Genomic DNA, 17,901 nt, shown 5'->3' with positions numbered 1-17,901 from the left:
CCTGGCCAACCCCCCGCGCACTTCGGAGTTCTTGCTGCTGGACCGGGGACATCAGCGCTGTGTGTACTCGTGACATGTCCAACCTCAACGCCCTCAGCGCCGGCGAGGCGGAGGAGGAGCTGCTGACCTGCTGCGCCTCCCGCGCCTTCGCCCGCGAGGTGGCGGCCCGGCGTCCCTACGCGGACCTGGCCGAGCTGACCGCCGCCGCCGACGCCGCCGTCCGTGCCCTGGACTGGCCGGACGTCGAGGAGGCGCTCGCCGCCCACCCGAGGATCGGGGAGCGGGTCCAGGGCGCCGGCCGCGAGTCCGCCTGGAGCAGGCAGGAGCAGTCGGGAGTCGAGGACCACCTGCGCGAGGCGCTGGCCGAGGGCAACCGCGCCTACGAGGACAGGTTCGGCCACGTCTACCTGGTGTGCGCCACCGGCCTGTCCGGGCAGGAGATGCTCGCCCGGCTGAAGGCGCGCCTGGCGCACGACCCCGCCACCGAGCGCGAGGTCGTGCGGGACGAGCTGGCCAAGATCACCAAGCTGAGGGTGGCGCGGATATGAGCTTCTCGACGCACGTGCTCGACGCGGTCACGGGACGACCCGCCGCGGGCGTCCACGTACGGCTGGAGCACCAGGGGCAGGTGGTGGCGCAGGGCCGTACGGACGACGACGGCCGGATCAAGGGCTGGAACCCCGGAGCGGGCGTGCACCGCGTGGTCTTCGACACCGGCTCCTACCTCCAGGACACCTTCTACCCCGAGGTCGTCATCACCTTCACGATCGCCGACCCGGCCGAGCACTACCACGTCCCCCTCCTGCTCAGCCCGTTCGCCTACTCCACCTACAGAGGGAGCTAGATGTCAGTCATCCTCGGACCCAACCGGTACGGCAAGGCCGAGACCAGGCTCGTCCGCGTCGTCCGCGACGGAGAGGTCCACCATCTCAAGGACATCAACGTCAGCAGCTCCCTGTCGGGCGACATGGCGGCGGTCCACCTGACCGGCGACAACGCCGCCGTGCTGCCCACCGACACGCAGAAGAACACCGCCTACGCCTTCGCCAGGAAGTACGGCGTCGACCAGATCGAGGACTTCGCGCTGCTGCTGGCCAGGCACTTCGTCGACACCCAGCCGACCATCCACCACGCGAGGGTGGAGATCGAGGAGTACGCCTGGGAGCGCATCGGCGGCGGCCACTCCTTCGTGCGCGGCGGCAGGGAGGTGCGCACCTGCGTCGTCCACCACGACCGCGACGGCCGCACCAGCGTGGTCTCGGGCCTGCGCGACCTGGTCGTGCTGAACTCCACCGGCTCGGAGTTCCACGGCTACATCGTCGACGAGTACACCACCCTCCAGCCGACCACCGACAGGATCCTGGCCACCGCGGTGGCGGCCCGGTGGCGGCACGCCGCGCCCGGCGCCGACTTCGGCAAGTCCTACGCCGAGGTGCGCCAGTGCCTGCTGGACGCCTTCGCCGAGACCTACAGCCTGTCGCTGCAGCAGACGCTGTACGCGATGGGGCGGCGCGTGCTGGAGGCCAGGTCCGAGGTGTGCGAGGTGCGCTTCACCATGCCCAACAAGCACCACTTCCTGGTGGACCTGGCGCCGTTCGGGCTGGACAACGACAACGAGGTCTTCCATGCCGCCGACCGGCCCTACGGGCTGATCGAGGGCAGCGTGCTGCGAGACGACGCGCCGGACGCGGCGTTCGCCTGGGAGTGAGACATGGACTTTCTGCGGCCCACCACGTGGGCGGAGGCGCTGGCCGCCAAGGCCGACCAGCCGGAGGCGGTGCCCGTCCAGGGCGGCACCGACGTGATGGTGGAGATCAACTTCGACGTGCACCGGCCCGCCGCGCTGCTCGACCTCAACCAGGTCGGCGAGCTCCAGACGGTCGAGCTGGTCGATGGGATGTACCGGGTGGGCGCGGGCGTGCCGTACACGCGGATCATCGAGGAGCTGCCCGGCGCGCTGCCCGGGCTCGCCCAGGCGGCGCGGACGGTCGGCTCGCCGCAGATCCGCAACCGCGGGTCGGTCGGCGGCAACCTGGGCGCGGCCTCGCCCGCCGGTGACAGCCACCCTCCGCTGCTGGCGGGGGACACCGTCATCGAGGTGGAGTCGCGCGACGGCGGGGTCAGGATGATCCCGGCGTCCGAGTTCTACCTGGGCGTCAAGCGCAGCGCGCTGCGGCCCGACGAGCTGATCAGGGCCTTCCACATGCGGCCCGCCGAAGGACCGCAGTACTTCTCCAAGGTCGGCACCCGCAACGCCATGGTGATCGCGGTGTGCTCGTTCGCGGTGGCGCTGCACCCGTCGCGGCGCCGGGTCGGCACCGGGATCGGCTCGGCCGCCCCGACGCCGCGCCGCGCGCTGGAGGCCGAGGAGTTCATGGCCGCCGAGCTCGACTGGGACGCCCGCCTCGACCCGGCCGTGCTCAAGCGGTTCGGCGAGCTGTGCGCCGCGGCGGCGTCGCCGATCGACGACGTGCGCGGCACGGCCGACTACCGCAGGCACGCGATCGCGGTCATGGCCCGCAGGACCCTGACGTGGGCCTGGAACGACTATCGGAAAGCGAGGGCCGCGTGATGCGCGTGAACTTCACCGTCAACGGCCGCACCGAGGCCGTCGACGACGTGTGGGAGGGCGAGAGCCTGCTCTACGTGCTGCGCGAGCGGGTGGGCCTGCCGGGCTCCAAGAACGCCTGCGAGCAGGGCGAGTGCGGTTCGTGCACGGTCTACCTGGACGGCACGCCGGTCTGCTCATGCCTGGTCGCGGCCGGCCAGGTCGAGGGCCGCGAGGTCCGCACCGTCGAGGGGCTGGCCGACGGCGACCGCCTCGACCCCGTCCAGGAGGCCTTCGTCGAGTGCGGCGCCGTCCAGTGCGGTTTCTGCACGCCCGGCCTGATCGTGCAGGCGCACGACCTCATCCAGCGCAACGACCGGCCGACCGACGCGGAGATCCGCGAGGCGCTGGCCGGCAACCTGTGCAGGTGCACGGGCTACGAGAAGATCCTCGACGCCGTACGGCTGGCCGCCGCCAGGAAGGCGGCGCAGCCGTGATCATCGAGAACGTCCGCATCGCGCCCGTCGTCGGCCCCGAGATCGAGTCCGGGTACATCAGGATCGAAGGGGACACGATCGCCGAGGTCGGCCGCGGAAGGCCGGCCGAGGACGGCGACGCCGAGCGGATCGACGGCACCGGCTGCCTGGCCACGCCCGGCCTGGTCAACACCCACCACCACCTCTACCAGTGGGCCTCGCAGGGGCTGGCCCAGGACGCGACGCTGTTCGAGTGGCTGGTGGCGCTCTACGAGGTGTGGGCCGCGATGGACGCCGAGGTGGTGCACGGCGCGGCCACGGCGGGGCTGGGCTGGCTGGCCCTGTCGGGCTGCACGACCTCCTCCGACCACCACTACGTCTTCCCCAAGGGGCGCGGCGACCTGTTCGGCGCCGAGATCGAGGCGGCCCGCGCGGTCGGCATCAGGTTCCACCCCGCGCGCGGGTCGATGGACCGGGGACAGTCGCAGGGCGGCCTGCCGCCGGACGTCGTGGTCGAGCGGCTCGACGACATCCTCACCGCCACGCAGGAGGCGATCGACACCTACCACGACCCCTCCTTCTCCTCCAGGCTGCGGATCGCGGTGGCCCCCTGCTCGCCGTTCTCCGTCAGCGCGGAGCTGATGACCGAGGCCGCCTCGCTGGCCCGGGCGGCGAACGTGCGCCTGCACACCCACCTGGCCGAGACCCTCGACGAGGACGAGCACTGCCTGGAGCAGTTCGGGATGCGGCCGGTCGACTACATGGAGAAGCTCGGCTGGCTCGGGCCGGACGTGTGGTTCGCGCACACCGTCCACCTCAGCGACGGCGACATCGACAAGTTCGCCAGGACCGGGACTGGCTCGGCGCACTGCCCCTCGTCCAACGGACGGCTCGGCGCGGGGATCGCGCGGGTGTCGGAGATGCTGGCCCGCGGCGCCACCGTGGGCCTCGGCGTCGACGGCAACGCCTCCTCCGAGCTGACCACGATGGCCGGTGAGATGCGCCAGGCGCTGCTGTTCCAGCGCGCCCGCTACGGTCCCACCGCGCTGACCGCCAGGCAGGCGCTGGAGATGGCCACGCTCGGCGGCGCCCGTAACCTCGGCCGGCAGGACGAGCTGGGCTCGCTGGAGGCGGGCAAGCTCGCCGACATCGCGCTGTGGCGCGTGGACGGCGCGTTCGACTCGGCCGTCACCGACCCCGTGTGCAGGCTCGTCTTCGGCCCCAGGCAGCCGCCCCTGGCCAGGCTGCTGGTCGGCGGCCAGACGGTCGTCGAGGACGACGAGCTGCGCACGGTGCCGCAGGACGTGGCGGGCAGGGCCGGGGCCGACGCCCACCGCAGGCTGCTGCGCCTGGCGTCCGAGCAGGGATTCAGCGCCGCCAAGGAGGTTCACGCGTGACCGGCTCCCGACAGAGCACACCGCTGAGAGCGCCGCACGAGATCACCGCGCCGGGACAGGGCCGGGTGGGCGACAGCCCGCTGCGGCTCGACGGCACCCTCAAGGTCAAGGGCGAGTTCGCCTACTCCTCCGACCTGTGGATCGACGGGATGCTGTGGGGCGCGACGCTGCGCAGCCCGCACCCCCGCGCCCGCATCGTCTCCATCGACACGTCCGCGGCACTGGCCCACCCGGGCGTGCACGCCGTGCTCACGCACGAGGACGTGCCCGGACGCAAGCACTTCGGCCTCGACCACACCTGGGACCAGCCGGTCCTGGCCATCGGCGAGGTACGCCACCAGGGTGAGCCGATCGCGCTGGTGGCCGCCGACCATCCCGAGATCGCCCGCAGGGCGCTGGAGAAGATCGCCATCGAGTGGGAGGTCCTGGAGCCGCTCGTCGACGCGCGCAGGGCCGCCTTCGACCCGGCCTACCCGCGGGTTCAGGAGCGGCCCAACCCCGCCAGGCACCAGCCGGTGCGGATGGGCGACGTCGAGGCGGCGAAGGCCGCGGCCGAGGTCGTGGTCACCGGCACGTTCGAGGTCGGCATCCAGGACCAGGCCTTCCTCGGGCCCGAGTCGGGGCTGGCCGTACCGGCCGAGGACGGCGGGATCGACCTGTACGTGGCCACCCAGTGGATGCACAACGACCTCAAGCAGATCGGACCCTGTCTCGGGCTGCCCGAGTCCAGGATCAGGATGACGCTGTCGGGCGTGGGCGGGGCCTTCGGCGGGCGCGAGGACCTGTCGATGCAGATCCACGCCGCGATGCTGGCCCTGCGCACCGGACGGCCGGTCAAGATGGTCTACAACCGGCACGAGTCGTTCTTCGGCCACGTGCACCGGCACCCGGCCGAGATGCGCTACGAGTACGGGGCCACCAAGGACGGCCGGATCCTCTACGCCGACGTGGAGATCCTGCTCGACGGCGGCGCCTACACCTCGGCCACGCTCAACGTGGTCGGCAACGCCGCCTCCCTCGGCGTCGGGCCCTACGACATCCCCAACATCAGGATCGACGCGTACGGCGTCTACACCAACAACCCGCCGTGCGGCGCGATGCGCGGCTTCGGCGCGGTGCAGGCGTGCTTCGCCTACGAGTCGATGATGGACCGGCTGGCCGCCGCCTGCGGGCTCGACCCGGTCACCGTCCGGCAGCGCAACGCCGCCTCCCAGGGCACCAGGCTGGCCACCGGACAGGTGCTGTGGGCGCCGCTGCCGATGGCCGAGATGCTGGAGCAGGCCCGCACCCTGCCGATGCCCGCCGCGCTCGACGCCGCCGACATCAGGAACCTGCCGGGCGGCGCGTCGCAGACCACCCACGGGGAGGGCGTCGTCCGCGGCGTCGGCTACGGCGTCGGCCTGAAGAACATCTGCTTCTCCGAGGGATACGACGACTACTCCACCGCCAGGGTCCGCCTGGAGGTCGTCGGGGGAGTGGCCACCGCGCTGGTGCACACCGCGGCCGCCGAGGTCGGACAGGGACTGGTCACCGTCGAGGCCCAGATCGCTCGCACCGAGCTGGGCATCGAGCGGGTCGTCATCCACCCCGCCGACAACCAGGTGGGCGACGCGGGGTCGAGTTCGGCCTCCCGCCAGACGTACATGACGGGCGGCGCGGTCAAGGCGGCCTGCGAGGCCGTCCGCGAGCGGCTGTTCGAGCGGCTGGACCACGACGACCTGTCGCTGTCCGGCGGCAAGGTCGTCTCCGCGAGCGCCGGAGTGATCGCCACCGTCGAGGAGGTCCTGGGCGACGAGCCCATCGAGGAGATCCGCGAGTACCACCACGAGCCGACCACCGGCATGGACGAGGTGACCGGGCAGGGCGACTCGCACACCCAGCTCGCGCTGTGCGTCCACCGCGCGGTCGTGGACGTCGACGTCGAGCTCGGCCTGGTCAAGGTCGTCGAGCTGGCGGCCGTCCAGGACGTCGGGCGCGTCATCAACAGGCTCTCGCTGGAAGGCCAGATCCACGGCGGCAGCGCCCAGGGCCTCGGTCTGGCGGTGATGGAGGAGATCGTGGTGCGCGACGGCAAGGTGCGCAACCCCTCCTTCACCGACTACCTCATCCCGACCATCCAGGACATGCCGCCGATGCGGCTGGAGATCCTCGAGAACGCCGACCCGCGCGCGCCGTACGGGCTGCGCGGGGCCGGAGAGCCACCCACGCTCTCCTCCACGCCCGCGATCGTCGCGGCCATCCGCGACGCCACGGGTCTCGCACTCAACCGGGTGCCGGTCCGCCCCGAGCACATCACGCTCGGAGCAGCAGTGAGTTGATCAACGGGGGCCGCCCGCGGGGCGGTCCCACAACCACACCCCCAGCGGCGGACCCGTCATGTCCCGCCGCAGGTCGACCATGCCCCGAGGAGGGCCCGACCATGACCCAGCTGAAGCCGAAGCCTGTCGCAGGAGACTTCTTCGACCTGGCGAACAGGGGCACCACGGTGGGCAGGGAGGTGCGCGGCGGCATCACGACGTTCGTGGCCGTCGCCTACATCATCCTGCTCATCCCGATCATCCTGAGCGGCGCCAAGGACGTCACCGGCGCCCAGATGACCATTCCGCAGCTCACCACCGCCGTCACGCTGTCGGCGGCACTCACCACGATCCTCATGGGCCTGGTGGGCAACGCTCCCTTCGCCCTCGCCTCGGGCCTCGGAGTGGCACCGGTCGTGGCCTTCCAGGCGGCACCGCACATGACCTGGGCCCAGGCGATGGGCCTGGTGGTCCTGGAGGGCGTGGTCATCGTGATCCTGGCCCTCACCGGGGTCAGGCAGCTCATCATGGACGCCATCCCCACACCCATCAAGCACGCCATCGGCGTCGGCATCGGCATGCTCATCGCGCTGATCGGGCTGGTGGACGCGGGATTCGTCGGCAGGGGAGAGGGCACGCCGGTGACCCTCGGCGTCGGCGGCCACCTGGCCGGCTGGCCGATCGTGGTCTTCTGCGCCGGCCTGCTGCTGACCATCGCCCTGTTCGTCAGGAGGGTGCCGGGCGCGCTGCTCATCGGCATCATCGCGGCGACGGTCCTCGCCGTCGTGGTCAACGCGGTGGTACCCGGCCTGAAGTGGGGCGTCGTGACGCCCGAGATGCCGTCGCAGATCATCGCCACCCCCGACTTCGGGCTGCTGTTCGGCGTCGACCTGTTCGGCGGCTTCGGCTCGGCGGGCGTCCTGACCGCGACCGTCGTGCTGTTCACGCTGGTCCTGTCCGGCTTCTTCGACGCGATGGGCACGATCCTCGGTGTCGGCGAGGAGGCCGGCATGGCCGACTCGCAGGGCCGCATCCAGGGCATCGGCCGGATCCTCACCGTCGACGGCCTCGGCGCGGTCATCGGCGGCGGCACAGGGGCCTCGGCGAACACCGTCGTCGTCGAGTCGGCCGCCGGGGTGGGGGAGGGCGCTCGCACCGGCCTCGCCAGCCTCGTCACCGGAGCCCTGTTCGGCGCGGCGATGTTCCTCACCCCGCTGGCCGCCGTGGTGCCCGCGCAGGCGGCCGCGCCCGCGCTGGTGCTGGTCGGCGCGCTTATGATGACCGCGGCCCGCAAGATCGAGTGGGACTCCCTCGACCTGGCGATCCCCGCGTTCCTGACGATCGCGCTGATGCCGTTCACCTACTCCATCACCAACGGCGTGGGAGCGGGCGTCATCGCCTACACCGTGATCAAGGCCGCGCGCGGCCGCTTCGACGAGATCCACTGGCTGCTCTGGGTGATCAGCGCGATCTTCGTCGGGTACTTCGGCATCGGCTTCATCGAGGGCCTGATCGGCTGATGTTCGAACTCCTGGAGCAGCTGCGGGCCTGGGCGGCCACCGGCAGGCCGTTCGCCGTCGCCTCCGTCGTCTCGACCACCGGCAGCGCCCCCCGCCCCGCGGGCGCGGCGCTGGCGGTGTCGGCCGACGGCGAGGCCGTCGGGAGCGTCTCCGGCGGCTGCGTGGAAGGCGCCGTCTACGAGCTGTGCCTGCGGGTCGCCGCCGACGGCGTCCCCGTCCGCCAGACCTTCGGCTACAGCGACGACGACGCCTTCGCCGTGGGCCTGACCTGCGGCGGCATCATCGAGGTGCTCGTCTGGCCCAGCCCCCGCCTCCTCGAGCGGGTACGGCAGGGCGAGCGGGTCGCGCTGGCCAGGACCCTCGACGGGACGGCCGGCGCCGTCGTCGTGTGGCCCGACCGGCACGAGGGCGGCACGGGCGACGACGAGCGCGACGCGGTCGTCGTGGCCGAGACCAGGGCGATGCTCGACGCGGGCCTGACCGGCGTGCGCGAGGTGGGCTGCGGCGAGCGGCGGGTGGAGGTGTTCGTCGAGTCGCACACGCCGCCGCCGCGGATGCTGATCTTCGGCGCGATCGACTTCGCCGCCGCGCTCACCAGGGCGGGCCGCCTGCTCGGCTACCACGTCACCGTCTGCGACGCCCGCCCGGTCTTCGCCACCAGGCGGCGCTTCCCCGACGCCCACGAGGTGGTCGTGGACTGGCCGCACCGCTACCTGGCCGGCACCGAGGTGGACTCCCGCACGGTCGTCGCCGTCCTCACCCACGACGCCAAGTTCGACGTGCCGCTGCTGGAGGTGGCGCTGCGGACGAACGCGGCCTACGTGGGGGCGATGGGCTCCCGCCGTACGCACGCCGACCGGCTGCGGCGGCTGCGCGAGCAGGGGCTGACCGAGCAGGAGCTCGGCAGGCTGCGCTCGCCCATCGGCCTCGACCTGGGCGCGCGCACGCCGGAGGAGACCGCGGTGTCGATCGTGGCGGAGATCGTCGCCGCCCGCCGCGGCGGCAGCGGCCTGCCGCTGTCGCGGACCGGCGGGCCGATCCACCGGTTCAGCGACGACCGGAGGGGTCTTCGCGCAGCGCGCGTTCCAGCGGAGTTCTGAAGCGCGGCGTCACCGTCACGCCGTCCAGCCACGTCGTGACAGCGGCGGCGGCCCGCTCGACGGCGGCCCGCGCGTCGGAGCCGACGTCCTCCAGCAGCCGCCACACCACCTCGCCGTCGCCGCGCTGTCCCCAGCCGCCGACGACCGCGCCGTTCCACCACACGGTCGGGCCGACGTTGCCCGACCGGTCGAACAGCTCGGCCCTGTGCTCCCGCGGGAGGTACCAGTCGCGGTGCTGCCAGCCCATCGGCGTCGGGTCGAGGGCCGGCAGCAACGCCGCCCACGGCTCCGGATCGCCCGCCTCCAGGTCGTCCGGCAGCAGGTGGCCCGTCGCACCGTCGTCGAGCTCGACCGGGACCGCGCCGACCGCGTGCAGAGCCTTGCGCACGTCGCCGAGCGACCAGCCGGTCCACCACTTCAGATCCGCCTCGGTGCCGGGGCCGTAGGACCACAGCCACCGGCGCACCAGCTCGGCCTGCGCCTCCCGCACGGTCAGGACCGGCATCTCGGGCGCCAGGGCCCACCGGTGCTGCCCGCTGACCCAGGAGCCGGCGGGCCGCCCCTGCCTGACGATCAGGCCCTCGGCCGCCAACAGGAACAGCAGCCTGGTGCCCACACCCTGCCTGGCCTCGTACGGCTTGCCCGGCGCGTAGACGATCTGCTCGCGCAGCTCCGGCACAAGCTCGCCCAGCCGGGCCGCGGTCGCCTCGCCGTGCTCGCGCAGCGCCGCCAGCACCGCGCCCTCGACCCGTGCGATCCACGCGCCGTCGAAGCCGCCGCCCCGCTCGACATGCTGGAGGAGTTGCCTGCGCTCCTTCACGGCGACCGCCAGCGCGCTGGAGTGGTGGATGACAGGAGCCAGCTCGCGCCGCACCACGAAGATCGTGCGCCGCATGCCCGTCATCCTGACCAGCGTCCTGTCCTCGTACAGGGCCCGCTCCATCGGCCCAGGTCCCGGCGTGCCGGTGCGCGCCGCCGCCGACAGGAACACCGTCGCGGGATCGGTGCCGTGCAGCGCCACCACCGCCCCGGCCGCCTCCTCGACGCTGCGGCCCCGCTCGGCGAGCAGGTGCCTGACGCTCAGCCGGGCACGGCGCTGTGCCGTCGTCATGCGCATGATCGGAGCATATGGGGTTGGACCAACGCACAATCCCACCCCGCTCCCGGCCCCGCAGCTTCGGACGTCCTGCCGGTAGACCCGGTGGAGGGCGGGTGTGTCTACTGGTTGGCACACCAGGTACCGCGCTGCCGTACGGCAGAACTACGGGCCTCTCCCCACGAGAGGAGCCTGCGATGGCCCTGATGTTCCTCAACGGCGGCGCGATGCGAGGCGGACCGCTGCACCACCTCCTCGACGGCGCGCCGCTCGTCGCCCAGATCGACACGGCGCCCAAGTACCGGTTCTACTCGGTCGGCGGGCGCTGCCCCGCGCTGGTGCCCGTCGCGCACGGCGGCGCCGCCATCGCGGGCGAGCTGTACGACGTGGACATGGACGTCCTGCGCGACCGCCTGCTGCCGGCCGAGCCGCCCGAGCTGGAGCTCGGGGTGATCGAGCTGGCCGACGGCCGCTCGTCCCTGGCGATGGTGCTGCGCAAGCCGATCACCTCGCACGTTCCGCTCATCGACATCACCTCGCAAGGAAGGTGGGTTTCGTGAGGTTCGACGTCAACTGCTCGATCCTGTTCACCCAGCTCCCGCTGCTCGAACGCCCTGCCGCCGCCAAGGCCGCCGGCTTCGACGCGGTCGAGTTCTGGTGGCCCTTCGACACGGCCGTCCCCGACGACAGGCAGGTGGACGCCTTCATCGACGCGATCAGGAACGCGGGCGTGCGGCTCGTCGGCCTGAACTTCGCCGACGACATCCCCGAGGGCGGGCGCGGGCTCGCCGGTCGCCCCGGCGACGTGAAGAGGTTCAGGGACAACCTCGACGTGGCCGTCGGCATCGCCGGACGGCTCGGCTGCCAGGCGCTCAACGCCCTGTACGGCAACAACGCCGACCCCGACCTGGCGCTGGAGAATCTGGCCCTGGCCGCCGGCAAGGCCACGGCGATCGACGCGGTCGTGCTGGTCGAGGCGCTCAACGCCTACGAGTCGCCGACCTACCCGCTCGTCTCCGTCAAGGCCGCGACCGACGTGATCGAGGCGGTGGGGCAGCCGAACGTGCGCTTCCTCTGCGACCTCTACCACCTGGCCCGGATGGGGGAGGACCTGCGGGCCGCGCTCGCGCACCCGCTGACCGGGCACGTCCAGATCGCCGACGCCCCCGGCCGCGGCCGTCCCGGCACCGGCACCCTGCCGCTGGCCGAGCTGCTCGACGGCTACGACGGCTGGGTCGGCCTGGAGTACAAGGACCCCGACCTCGACTTCGGGTGGATCTCGACCTGGTCGGCACCGACACACGAACAGGAGCTCGTCACGTGAGGATCGCTTTCATCGGGCTCGGCATCATGGGCCTGCCCATGGCCGGGCACCTGGTCAAGGCGGGGCACGACGTCATCGGCTACGACGTGGTCGCACGGCCGTTCCCGACCGCGGCCGACGTCGGCGAGGCCGTGCGCGACGCGGAGGTCGTCATCACGATGCTCCCCGCCGACCCGCAGGTCGAGGCGGTCTTCCCGGAGATCGCCGCGCACGCCCCGCAGGACGCGCTCTACATCGACTTCTCCACCATCACGCCGCAGACCTCCCGCTCGCTGGCCGCCCGGTGGAAGCGCACGCTCGACGCCCCGGTCTCCGGCGGTGAGAAGGGCGCCGTCGACGGCGTCCTGTCCATCATGGTCGGCGGCGCCGAGAGCGACTTCGAGGCCGCCAAGCCGATCTTCGAGGCCGTGGGCAGGACCTACCGGCTCGTCGGCGGGCCCGGCGCGGGCCAGTTCGTCAAGGCCGCCAACCAGCTCGTCGTCGGCGGAACCTACGCGCTGGTCGCCGAGGCCATCGTGCTGATGGAGGCCGCGGGCGTGGACGCCGCCGCGGGTCTCGACGTGCTCGCGGGCGGGCTGGCCGCCAGCCGCATCCTCGACCTCAAGCGCGAGTCGATGCTGGCCCGCAGCTTCCAGCCGGGCTTCCGCATCGACCTGCACCACAAGGACATGGGCATCATCCTCGACGCCGCTCGCACCGCCGAGGTCGCCCTGCCCATGTCCGCGCTCACCGCGCAGCTCGTCGCGGCCGCCCGCGCGCAGGGCCACGGCTCGCTCGACCATTCCGCCCTGCTCCTGGTGATCGAAAGGCTCAGCAGATGAAGATGCCCGCGATGAACGCGGTCGTGGAGGTCCTCAAGTCCGAGGGCGTCGACGTCGCCTTCGGCTGCCCGGGCGCGGCGATCCTGCCGCTGTACAAGGCGATGGAGGAGGTCGGCGGCATCGAACACCTCGTCGTCCGGCACGAGGAGGGCGCCACCCACATGGCCGACGGCTGGGCCCGCACCAACGGCCGCGTCGGCGTGGCCATCGGCACCTCGGGCCCGGCCGGCACCAACATGATCACCGGCCTCTACACCGCGCTGGCCGACTCCATCCCGATCGTCTGCGTCACCGGGCAGGCCGTCTCCACCAAGCTGCACCAGGAGGCCTTCCAGGCGGTGGACATCGTCGCGGTCGCCATGCCCGTCACCAAGTGGGCGGTGCAGATCAAGGAGGCCGGGCAGGCCCCGTGGATCTTCCGCGAGGCCTTCCGCGTCGCCCGCTCGGGCCGGCCGGGCCCGGTGCTGATCGACATCCCCGTCGACGTGGCCCGCCAGGTCATCGAGTACGACCCCGCCATCGACGCCCCCCTTCCCGTCGCCGCCGTCGAGCCCCACCTGCCGCGCGTGGAACGGGCGCTGGACCTGCTGCTGGCCGCCGAGCGCCCGCTGCTGCTGTCCGGCGGCGGCGTCATCGGCGCCGGCGCCTCGGCCGAGCTGGTGGAGCTGGCCGAACTGCTGCAGGTCCCCGTGCAGGTCACCCTCATGGGCAAGGGCTCCATCCCCGACGACCACCCGCTCCACAGCGGGATGACCGGCATCCAGACCTCCCAGCGGTACGGCAACGCCTCCTTCCTGGAGTCCGACCTCGTGCTCGCCCTCGGCGCCCGCTTCGGCGACCGCCACACCGGCGCGCTCGACGTCTACCGCGGCGAGCGCACGTTCATCCACGTCGACATCGAGCCCACCCAGCTCGGCAAGGTCTTCGAGCCCGACCTCGGCATCGTCTCCGACACCGGGCTGTTCCTGCGGGCGATGATCGACCTGGTGAAGGCGCGCGGCATCACCCGCGCCCCCGGCGCGTGGGTCGAGCGCGTGCGCGACCTGCGCAGGACGCTCACCCGGCGCGAGGACTTCGACGACATCCCCGTCAAGGCGCCCCGCGTCTACAAGGAGATCAACGACTTCTTCGACGAGGACACCTACTTCGTCACCGCCATCGGGCTCTACCAGATCTGGGGCGGCCAGCACCAGAAGGCCTTCAAGCCGCGCCGCTACCAGGTGTGCGGCCAGGCGGGCCCGCTCGGGTGGGAGATCCCCGCGGCGATCGGCGTCAAGAAGGCCGCGCCCGACGCGCAGGTGGTCGGCGTGGTCGGCGACTACGGCTTCCAGTACCTGGTCGAGGAACTGGCCGTCGCGGCGCAGTACGACGTGCCGTTCGTGCTCGTCATGCTCAACAACGAGTACCTCGGCCTGATCAGGCAGGCGTCGCTCCCGTACGAGATGAACTACCAGGTGGACATCCACTACGACGAGTACGGCACCGACAACGTCAAGATCATGGAGGCGTACGGCTGCGCGGGCGTCCGCGTCTTCGACCCGGCCGAGATCAGGTCCTCGCTGGAGTGGGCGACCAAGGAGGCCGCACGCACGTCCCGGCCGGTGCTCGTGGAGATCATGATCGAGCGGGAGGCGAACACCCCGCACGGCCTGTCCATCGACGCCGTCCGCGAGTTCGAACCGCTTCCCGCCGAGGTGTGATGATGGGTCATCGCAGGCACGCCCTCCTGCCCGCTCGCACCGGGCAGGAAGGCGTGCCAGCCCATTCTTCATCATCAGGCTGGGAGTGTCGCAGTGGTTGAGCATGTTCTTGTTGCCCCTGACAAGTTCAAGGGGTCGCTGACGGCGGCCGAGGTGGCCGCGCGGGTGTCGGCGGGCCTGGGCGTCCCCACCGTCGAGCTGCCCGTCGCCGACGGCGGTGACGGCACCGTCGACGCCGCTGTGGCCTGCGGTTTCACCCGTGTCACCCAGGAGGTGACCGGGCCCACGGGCGCGCCCGTGACGGCCTCCTACGCCTTCCTGCCCCCCGCCCATGGCGACGCGGGCCCGCCTGCCGTCGCGGTCGTCGAGCTGGCCGAGGCGTCGGGGCTGCGCCGGTTGCCCGGCGGGCCCGAGCCGCTGACGGCCACCAGCCGCGGCACCGGCGAGCTCGTCGCCGACGCCGTACGGCGCGGCGCCCGCCGGATCGTGCTCGGCCTGGGCGGCAGCGCCTCGACCGACGGAGGCGCGGGCATGGTCCAGGCGCTGGGCGCCCGCCTGCTCGACGCCGGCGGACAGGAGCTGGGCGCCGGCGGGGCGGCGCTGCGCGAGCTGGCCAGGATCGACCTGTCCGGGTTCGCCGACCTGTCCGGCGTGGAGTTCGTCGTCGCGAGCGACGTCGACAACCCGCTGCTCGGCCCGCACGGCGCCGCCGCCGTCTACGGACCGCAGAAGGGCGCGACACCCGGTGACGTCGCCGTCCTGGAGGCCGCGCTCGGCCGGCTGGCCGCCGTCGCCACCCAGACCCACGGCCTGGTCGGCGCGGTCGAGCACGACGGCGTCCCGCGCCCCATGGGCGTCGCGGGCGCGCCCGGCGCCGGCGCGGCGGGCGGGGTGGGCTTCGCCGCCCTCGCCTTCCTGCGCGCCGAGATCCGCCCCGGCATCGAGTACCTGCTCGAGCTGCTCGGCTTCGACGAGCAGGTCAAGGGCGCGCGGCTGGTCGTCACCGGCGAGGGCTCGCTCGACGGGCAGTCGCTGCGCGGCAAGGCGCCCGTTGGCGTCGCCCAGGCCGCGGCGAAGGCCGGCGTGCCCGTGGTCGCCGTCTGCGGTCGCCGCACGCTCACCGACGAGGAGCTCCGGGCGGCCGGCATCGAGGCGGCCTACGCGCTCACCGACATCGAGCCCGACCCCGCCCGCTGCATGGCCGAGGCGGGTCCCCTTCTGGAGCGGCTGGCCGCCCGGGTCGCCGCCGACCGGCTGAGCTGATGCGCACCACCTCGCGGAAAGGCAGCAGATGACCGGTTACGAGCTCGTCATCCGATCCCGCAGGGCCGTCACGCCCGACGGCGAGCGGCCCGCTGCCGTGGCCGTACGGGACGGGAAGATCGTGTCCCTGCACGCCCACGACGCCGCCCTCGACACGGCCGAGGACCTCGACCTCGGCGACCTGGCCCTGCTGCCCGGCCTGGTCGACACCCACGTGCACGTCAACGAGCCCGGCCGTACCCACTGGGAGGGCTTCGCCTCCGCCACCAGGGCGGCCGCGGCGGGCGGGGTGACGACGATCGTCGACATGCCGCTCAACTCGTTGCCGCCCACCGTCAGCGCCGACGCGCTGACCGTCAAGCAGGAGGCGGCGCGCGGCCAGTGCTACGTGGACGTGGGCTTCTGGGGCGGGGCGGTCCCCGGCAACCTCGACGACCTGTACCCCCTGCACGAGCGCGGCGTCCACGGCTTCAAGTGCTTCCTGTCGCCCTCCGGTGTGGAGGAGTTCCCCCCGCTGACCCCCGACCTGCTACGGCAGGCGCTCAAGGTCGTCGCCGGGTTCGACGGGCTCATGGTCGTCCACGCCGAGGACCCGTCGCTGCTGCGGGAGCCGGCCGGGCCGAGCTACCCGGAGTTCCTGCTGTCGCGGCCGGGCGCCGCCGAGCGGCGCGCCGTCGAGCAGGTCATCGAGCTGGCCAGGCAGACCGGCGCCCGCGTCCACATCCTGCACGTCTCCAGCGCCGACTGCCTGGAGCCGCTGGCGGCCGCCCAGCGGGACGGCGTGCGCGTCTCGGCGGAGACGTGCCCGCACTACCTCACGCTCACCGCCGAGCAGGTCCCCGAAGGCGACACCGCCTTCAAGTGCTGCCCGCCCATCCGCTCGGCCGGCAACCGCGACCGCCTGTGGGCCGGGCTCGCCGACGGCGTGCTGAGCTGCGTCGTGTCCGACCACTCGCCGTCGACGGCCGACCTCAAGCTGCCCGACTTCGCCGCCGCCTGGGGCGGCATCGCCTCCCTCCAGCTCGGGCTGGCGGCGGTCTGGACCGAGGCCGCGGCCCGCGGGCACGGCCTGGCCGACGTGGTGCGCTGGATGTCGGCCAACCCGGCCGTGCTGGCCGGCCTCCACGGCAAGGGCGGCCTGGTTCCCGGCGGCGACGCCGACCTGGTCGCCTTCGACCCGGCCGCCGACCTCACCGTCGACGCCGCCGCCCTCCATCACAAGAACCCCGTCACCCCCTACCACGGGCGCACCCTCAAGGGCGCCGTCCGCACCACGTGGCTGCGCGGCGTCCCCGTCGACGTCACCGCGCCGCCGCGAGGCGTCTTCCGCTGACCTACCATCGAGACCGAGCAGGAGAGAGAGCGAACCGCATGCCGGACTTCACCACCCTTCCCGACCTGGCCCTGCGTACCGTGGGCGGCTCCGTCGTGGCCGCCAGCGACGAGTCCTTCGCCGAGAAGGAGAGCCTGATCAGGCCCGGCCGTCCCGGCTTCCAGGCCGAGACGTTCGGCAACAAGGGCCAGGTGTACGACGGGTGGGAGACCCGGCGGCGCCGCGAGCCCGGCCATGACTGGGCCGTCGTGCGCCTCGGCATGCCCGGCGTGATCCGCGGCGTGGTGATCGACACGGCCTGGTTCAAGGGCAACTACCCGCCGCACGCCTCGGTCGAGGCCTGCGCGGTCAGCGGCCACCCGAGCCCGGCCGAGCTGGCCGAGGCGACGTGGGTGGAGATCGTCCCCAAGGTCGACCTGAAGGGCGACGCGGAGCACGCCTTCGAGGTCTCCGACGAGAGCCGCTACACCCACGTCCGGCTCAACATGTTCCCCGACGGGGGCATCGCCCGCCTGCGCGTGCACGGCGAGGTCCGCGCCGACCTGTCGGTGTACGAGGGGCTGGGCCTCGACCTGGCGGCGCTGGCCAACGGCGCGGTCGTCACCGCCTGCTCCGACGAGTTCTACTCCGCGCCGAACAACGTCCTGGCCCCCGGCCTGGCCCGGCACCAGGCGGAGGGCTGGGAGACCGCCCGCAGGCGCGACGGCGGCAACGACTGGCTCGTCATCCGACTGGCGGCGCCCGGTGTCGTCAAGGTGGTCGAGCTCGACACCACCAACCTGCTGTTCAACGCGCCCGGCGCGGCGTCCGTGCAGGGCAGCCTGGACGGCGAGACGTGGTTCGAGCTGCTGCCGAAGACGCGCCTGCAGCCCGACACGCCGCACCGCTTCCGGCTGGAGGAGGCGCGTCCGGCCGCCTACGCGCGCGTCGACATCTACCCCGACGGCGGCCTCGCCCGCGTTCGCCTGCTCGGCACGCTCGCCTAGCCGTCACGCGGGGCGCGGCGGCGGGGGCCCGCCCGCCCCT

General features: G+C 72.7%; 17 protein-coding genes. 16 read left to right on the top strand and 1 reads right to left on the bottom strand.

Annotation, left to right across the window (positions count from 1 at the left end):
- Nucleotides 1–74 precede the first annotated feature (74 nt).
- The 9 genes from uraD to ACWEVS_RS22190 all read left to right on the top strand — a co-directional run bounded on the left by uraD (nucleotide 75) and on the right by ACWEVS_RS22190 (nucleotide 9,338).
- On the top strand, nucleotides 75–548 hold the full coding sequence (gene uraD, locus ACWEVS_RS22230; RefSeq protein WP_452412938.1) for a 2-oxo-4-hydroxy-4-carboxy-5-ureidoimidazoline decarboxylase: 474 nt from the start codon (nucleotides 75–77) through the stop codon (nucleotides 546–548).
- Nucleotides 545–844 carry a hydroxyisourate hydrolase gene (gene uraH, locus ACWEVS_RS22225; protein WP_354910116.1) on the top strand — a complete coding sequence of 100 codons (300 nt, stop codon included), beginning with the start codon at nucleotides 545–547 and terminating at the stop codon, nucleotides 842–844. The genes uraD and uraH overlap by 4 nt, the downstream gene beginning before the upstream one ends.
- Nucleotides 845–1,708 (top strand): factor-independent urate hydroxylase, encoded by an 864-nt coding sequence (gene pucL, locus ACWEVS_RS22220; RefSeq protein WP_452553065.1) that lies wholly within the window; start codon nucleotides 845–847, stop codon nucleotides 1,706–1,708. It abuts the gene before it with no gap.
- Between the two features lie 3 nt (nucleotides 1,709–1,711).
- Complete coding sequence (locus ACWEVS_RS22215) at nucleotides 1,712–2,572, top strand: FAD binding domain-containing protein (protein WP_452553063.1); 861 nt, start codon at nucleotides 1,712–1,714, stop codon at nucleotides 2,570–2,572.
- Nucleotides 2,572–3,045, top strand: a complete 474-nt coding sequence (locus tag ACWEVS_RS22210) for a (2Fe-2S)-binding protein (RefSeq protein WP_354910514.1) — start codon at nucleotides 2,572–2,574, stop codon at nucleotides 3,043–3,045. Before ACWEVS_RS22215 ends, ACWEVS_RS22210 begins: the two co-directional genes overlap by 1 nt.
- A 2-nt stretch (nucleotides 3,046–3,047) precedes the next feature.
- Nucleotides 3,048–4,421: an 8-oxoguanine deaminase gene (locus ACWEVS_RS22205; RefSeq protein WP_449921449.1), complete on the top strand. Its 1,374-nt coding sequence runs from the start codon at nucleotides 3,048–3,050 to the stop codon at nucleotides 4,419–4,421.
- A complete protein-coding gene (locus ACWEVS_RS22200) occupies nucleotides 4,418–6,739 on the top strand; it encodes a xanthine dehydrogenase family protein molybdopterin-binding subunit (protein ID WP_452553061.1) in 2,322 nt (773 codons plus the stop codon). The genes ACWEVS_RS22205 and ACWEVS_RS22200 overlap by 4 nt, the downstream gene beginning before the upstream one ends.
- Before the next feature lie 101 nt (nucleotides 6,740–6,840).
- Nucleotides 6,841–8,238 carry an NCS2 family permease gene (locus tag ACWEVS_RS22195; protein ID WP_449921194.1) on the top strand — a complete coding sequence of 466 codons (1,398 nt, stop codon included), beginning with the start codon at nucleotides 6,841–6,843 and terminating at the stop codon, nucleotides 8,236–8,238.
- On the top strand, nucleotides 8,238–9,338 hold the full coding sequence (locus tag ACWEVS_RS22190) for an XdhC family protein (RefSeq protein ID WP_452553059.1): 1,101 nt from the start codon (nucleotides 8,238–8,240) through the stop codon (nucleotides 9,336–9,338). The genes ACWEVS_RS22195 and ACWEVS_RS22190 overlap by 1 nt, the downstream gene beginning before the upstream one ends.
- Here ACWEVS_RS22190 and ACWEVS_RS22185 read toward each other — a convergent pair.
- Nucleotides 9,286–10,455 carry a winged helix DNA-binding domain-containing protein gene (locus ACWEVS_RS22185; RefSeq protein WP_452553057.1) on the bottom strand — a complete coding sequence of 390 codons (1,170 nt, stop codon included), beginning with the start codon at nucleotides 10,453–10,455 and terminating at the stop codon, nucleotides 9,286–9,288. The two genes, ACWEVS_RS22190 and ACWEVS_RS22185, sit on opposite strands and share 53 nt — an antisense overlap.
- A gap of 176 nt (nucleotides 10,456–10,631) precedes the next feature.
- Here ACWEVS_RS22185 and ACWEVS_RS22180 point away from each other — a divergent pair, with 176 nt between their 5' ends.
- From ACWEVS_RS22180 to alc, 7 genes are all read left to right on the top strand, one after another.
- Entirely contained in the window at nucleotides 10,632–10,994 is a 363-nt protein-coding gene (locus ACWEVS_RS22180) for an allophanate hydrolase-related protein (protein ID WP_449921185.1), read from the top strand.
- Nucleotides 10,991–11,758: a hydroxypyruvate isomerase family protein gene (locus tag ACWEVS_RS22175; RefSeq protein WP_452553055.1), complete on the top strand. Its 768-nt coding sequence runs from the start codon at nucleotides 10,991–10,993 to the stop codon at nucleotides 11,756–11,758. Before ACWEVS_RS22180 ends, ACWEVS_RS22175 begins: the two co-directional genes overlap by 4 nt.
- A 26-nt stretch (nucleotides 11,759–11,784) precedes the next feature.
- A complete protein-coding gene (locus ACWEVS_RS22170; protein ID WP_452553135.1) occupies nucleotides 11,785–12,579 on the top strand; it encodes an NAD(P)-dependent oxidoreductase in 795 nt (264 codons plus the stop codon).
- Between the two features lie 2 nt (nucleotides 12,580–12,581).
- Nucleotides 12,582–14,279: a glyoxylate carboligase gene (gene gcl / locus ACWEVS_RS22165; protein ID WP_452553133.1), complete on the top strand. Its 1,698-nt coding sequence runs from the start codon at nucleotides 12,582–12,584 to the stop codon at nucleotides 14,277–14,279.
- 93 nt (nucleotides 14,280–14,372) lie between these two features.
- Nucleotides 14,373–15,542: a glycerate kinase gene (locus ACWEVS_RS22160; protein WP_452412945.1), complete on the top strand. Its 1,170-nt coding sequence runs from the start codon at nucleotides 14,373–14,375 to the stop codon at nucleotides 15,540–15,542.
- Between the two features lie 28 nt (nucleotides 15,543–15,570).
- Nucleotides 15,571–16,875: an allantoinase AllB gene (gene allB / locus ACWEVS_RS22155; protein WP_452553053.1), complete on the top strand. Its 1,305-nt coding sequence runs from the start codon at nucleotides 15,571–15,573 to the stop codon at nucleotides 16,873–16,875.
- Nucleotides 16,876–16,913: 38 nt separating this feature from the next.
- Entirely contained in the window at nucleotides 16,914–17,861 is a 948-nt protein-coding gene (alc, locus tag ACWEVS_RS22150; RefSeq protein WP_452553051.1) for an allantoicase, read from the top strand.
- The last annotated feature ends 40 nt before the right edge of the window (nucleotides 17,862–17,901 follow it).

Source organism: Nonomuraea sp. NPDC003754 (assembly GCF_053605785.1).
The sequence above is the reverse complement of the archived record's forward strand: the minus strand, read 5'-3'. Positions and strand labels throughout refer to the sequence as shown.

Bases quoted from the DNA above. Each gene is read 5' to 3' on its own strand.
- uraD (WP_452412938.1), top strand. From the start codon at position 75: ATGTCCAACCTCAACGCCCTCAGCGCCGGCGAGGCGGAGGAGGAGCTG.
- uraH (WP_354910116.1), top strand. From the start codon at position 545: ATGAGCTTCTCGACGCACGTGCTCGACGCGGTCACGGGACGACCCGCC.
- pucL (WP_452553065.1), top strand. From the start codon at position 845: ATGTCAGTCATCCTCGGACCCAACCGGTACGGCAAGGCCGAGACCAGG.
- ACWEVS_RS22215 (WP_452553063.1), top strand. From the start codon at position 1,712: ATGGACTTTCTGCGGCCCACCACGTGGGCGGAGGCGCTGGCCGCCAAG.
- ACWEVS_RS22210 (WP_354910514.1), top strand. From the start codon at position 2,572: ATGCGCGTGAACTTCACCGTCAACGGCCGCACCGAGGCCGTCGACGAC.
- ACWEVS_RS22195 (WP_449921194.1), top strand. From the start codon at position 6,841: ATGACCCAGCTGAAGCCGAAGCCTGTCGCAGGAGACTTCTTCGACCTG.
- ACWEVS_RS22190 (WP_452553059.1), top strand. From the start codon at position 8,238: ATGTTCGAACTCCTGGAGCAGCTGCGGGCCTGGGCGGCCACCGGCAGG.
- ACWEVS_RS22185 (WP_452553057.1), bottom strand. From the start codon at position 10,455: ATGCGCATGACGACGGCACAGCGCCGTGCCCGGCTGAGCGTCAGGCAC.
- ACWEVS_RS22180 (WP_449921185.1), top strand. From the start codon at position 10,632: ATGGCCCTGATGTTCCTCAACGGCGGCGCGATGCGAGGCGGACCGCTG.
- ACWEVS_RS22170 (WP_452553135.1), top strand. From the start codon at position 11,785: ATGGGCCTGCCCATGGCCGGGCACCTGGTCAAGGCGGGGCACGACGTC.
- gcl (WP_452553133.1), top strand. From the start codon at position 12,582: ATGCCCGCGATGAACGCGGTCGTGGAGGTCCTCAAGTCCGAGGGCGTC.
- allB (WP_452553053.1), top strand. From the start codon at position 15,571: ATGACCGGTTACGAGCTCGTCATCCGATCCCGCAGGGCCGTCACGCCC.
- alc (WP_452553051.1), top strand. From the start codon at position 16,914: ATGCCGGACTTCACCACCCTTCCCGACCTGGCCCTGCGTACCGTGGGC.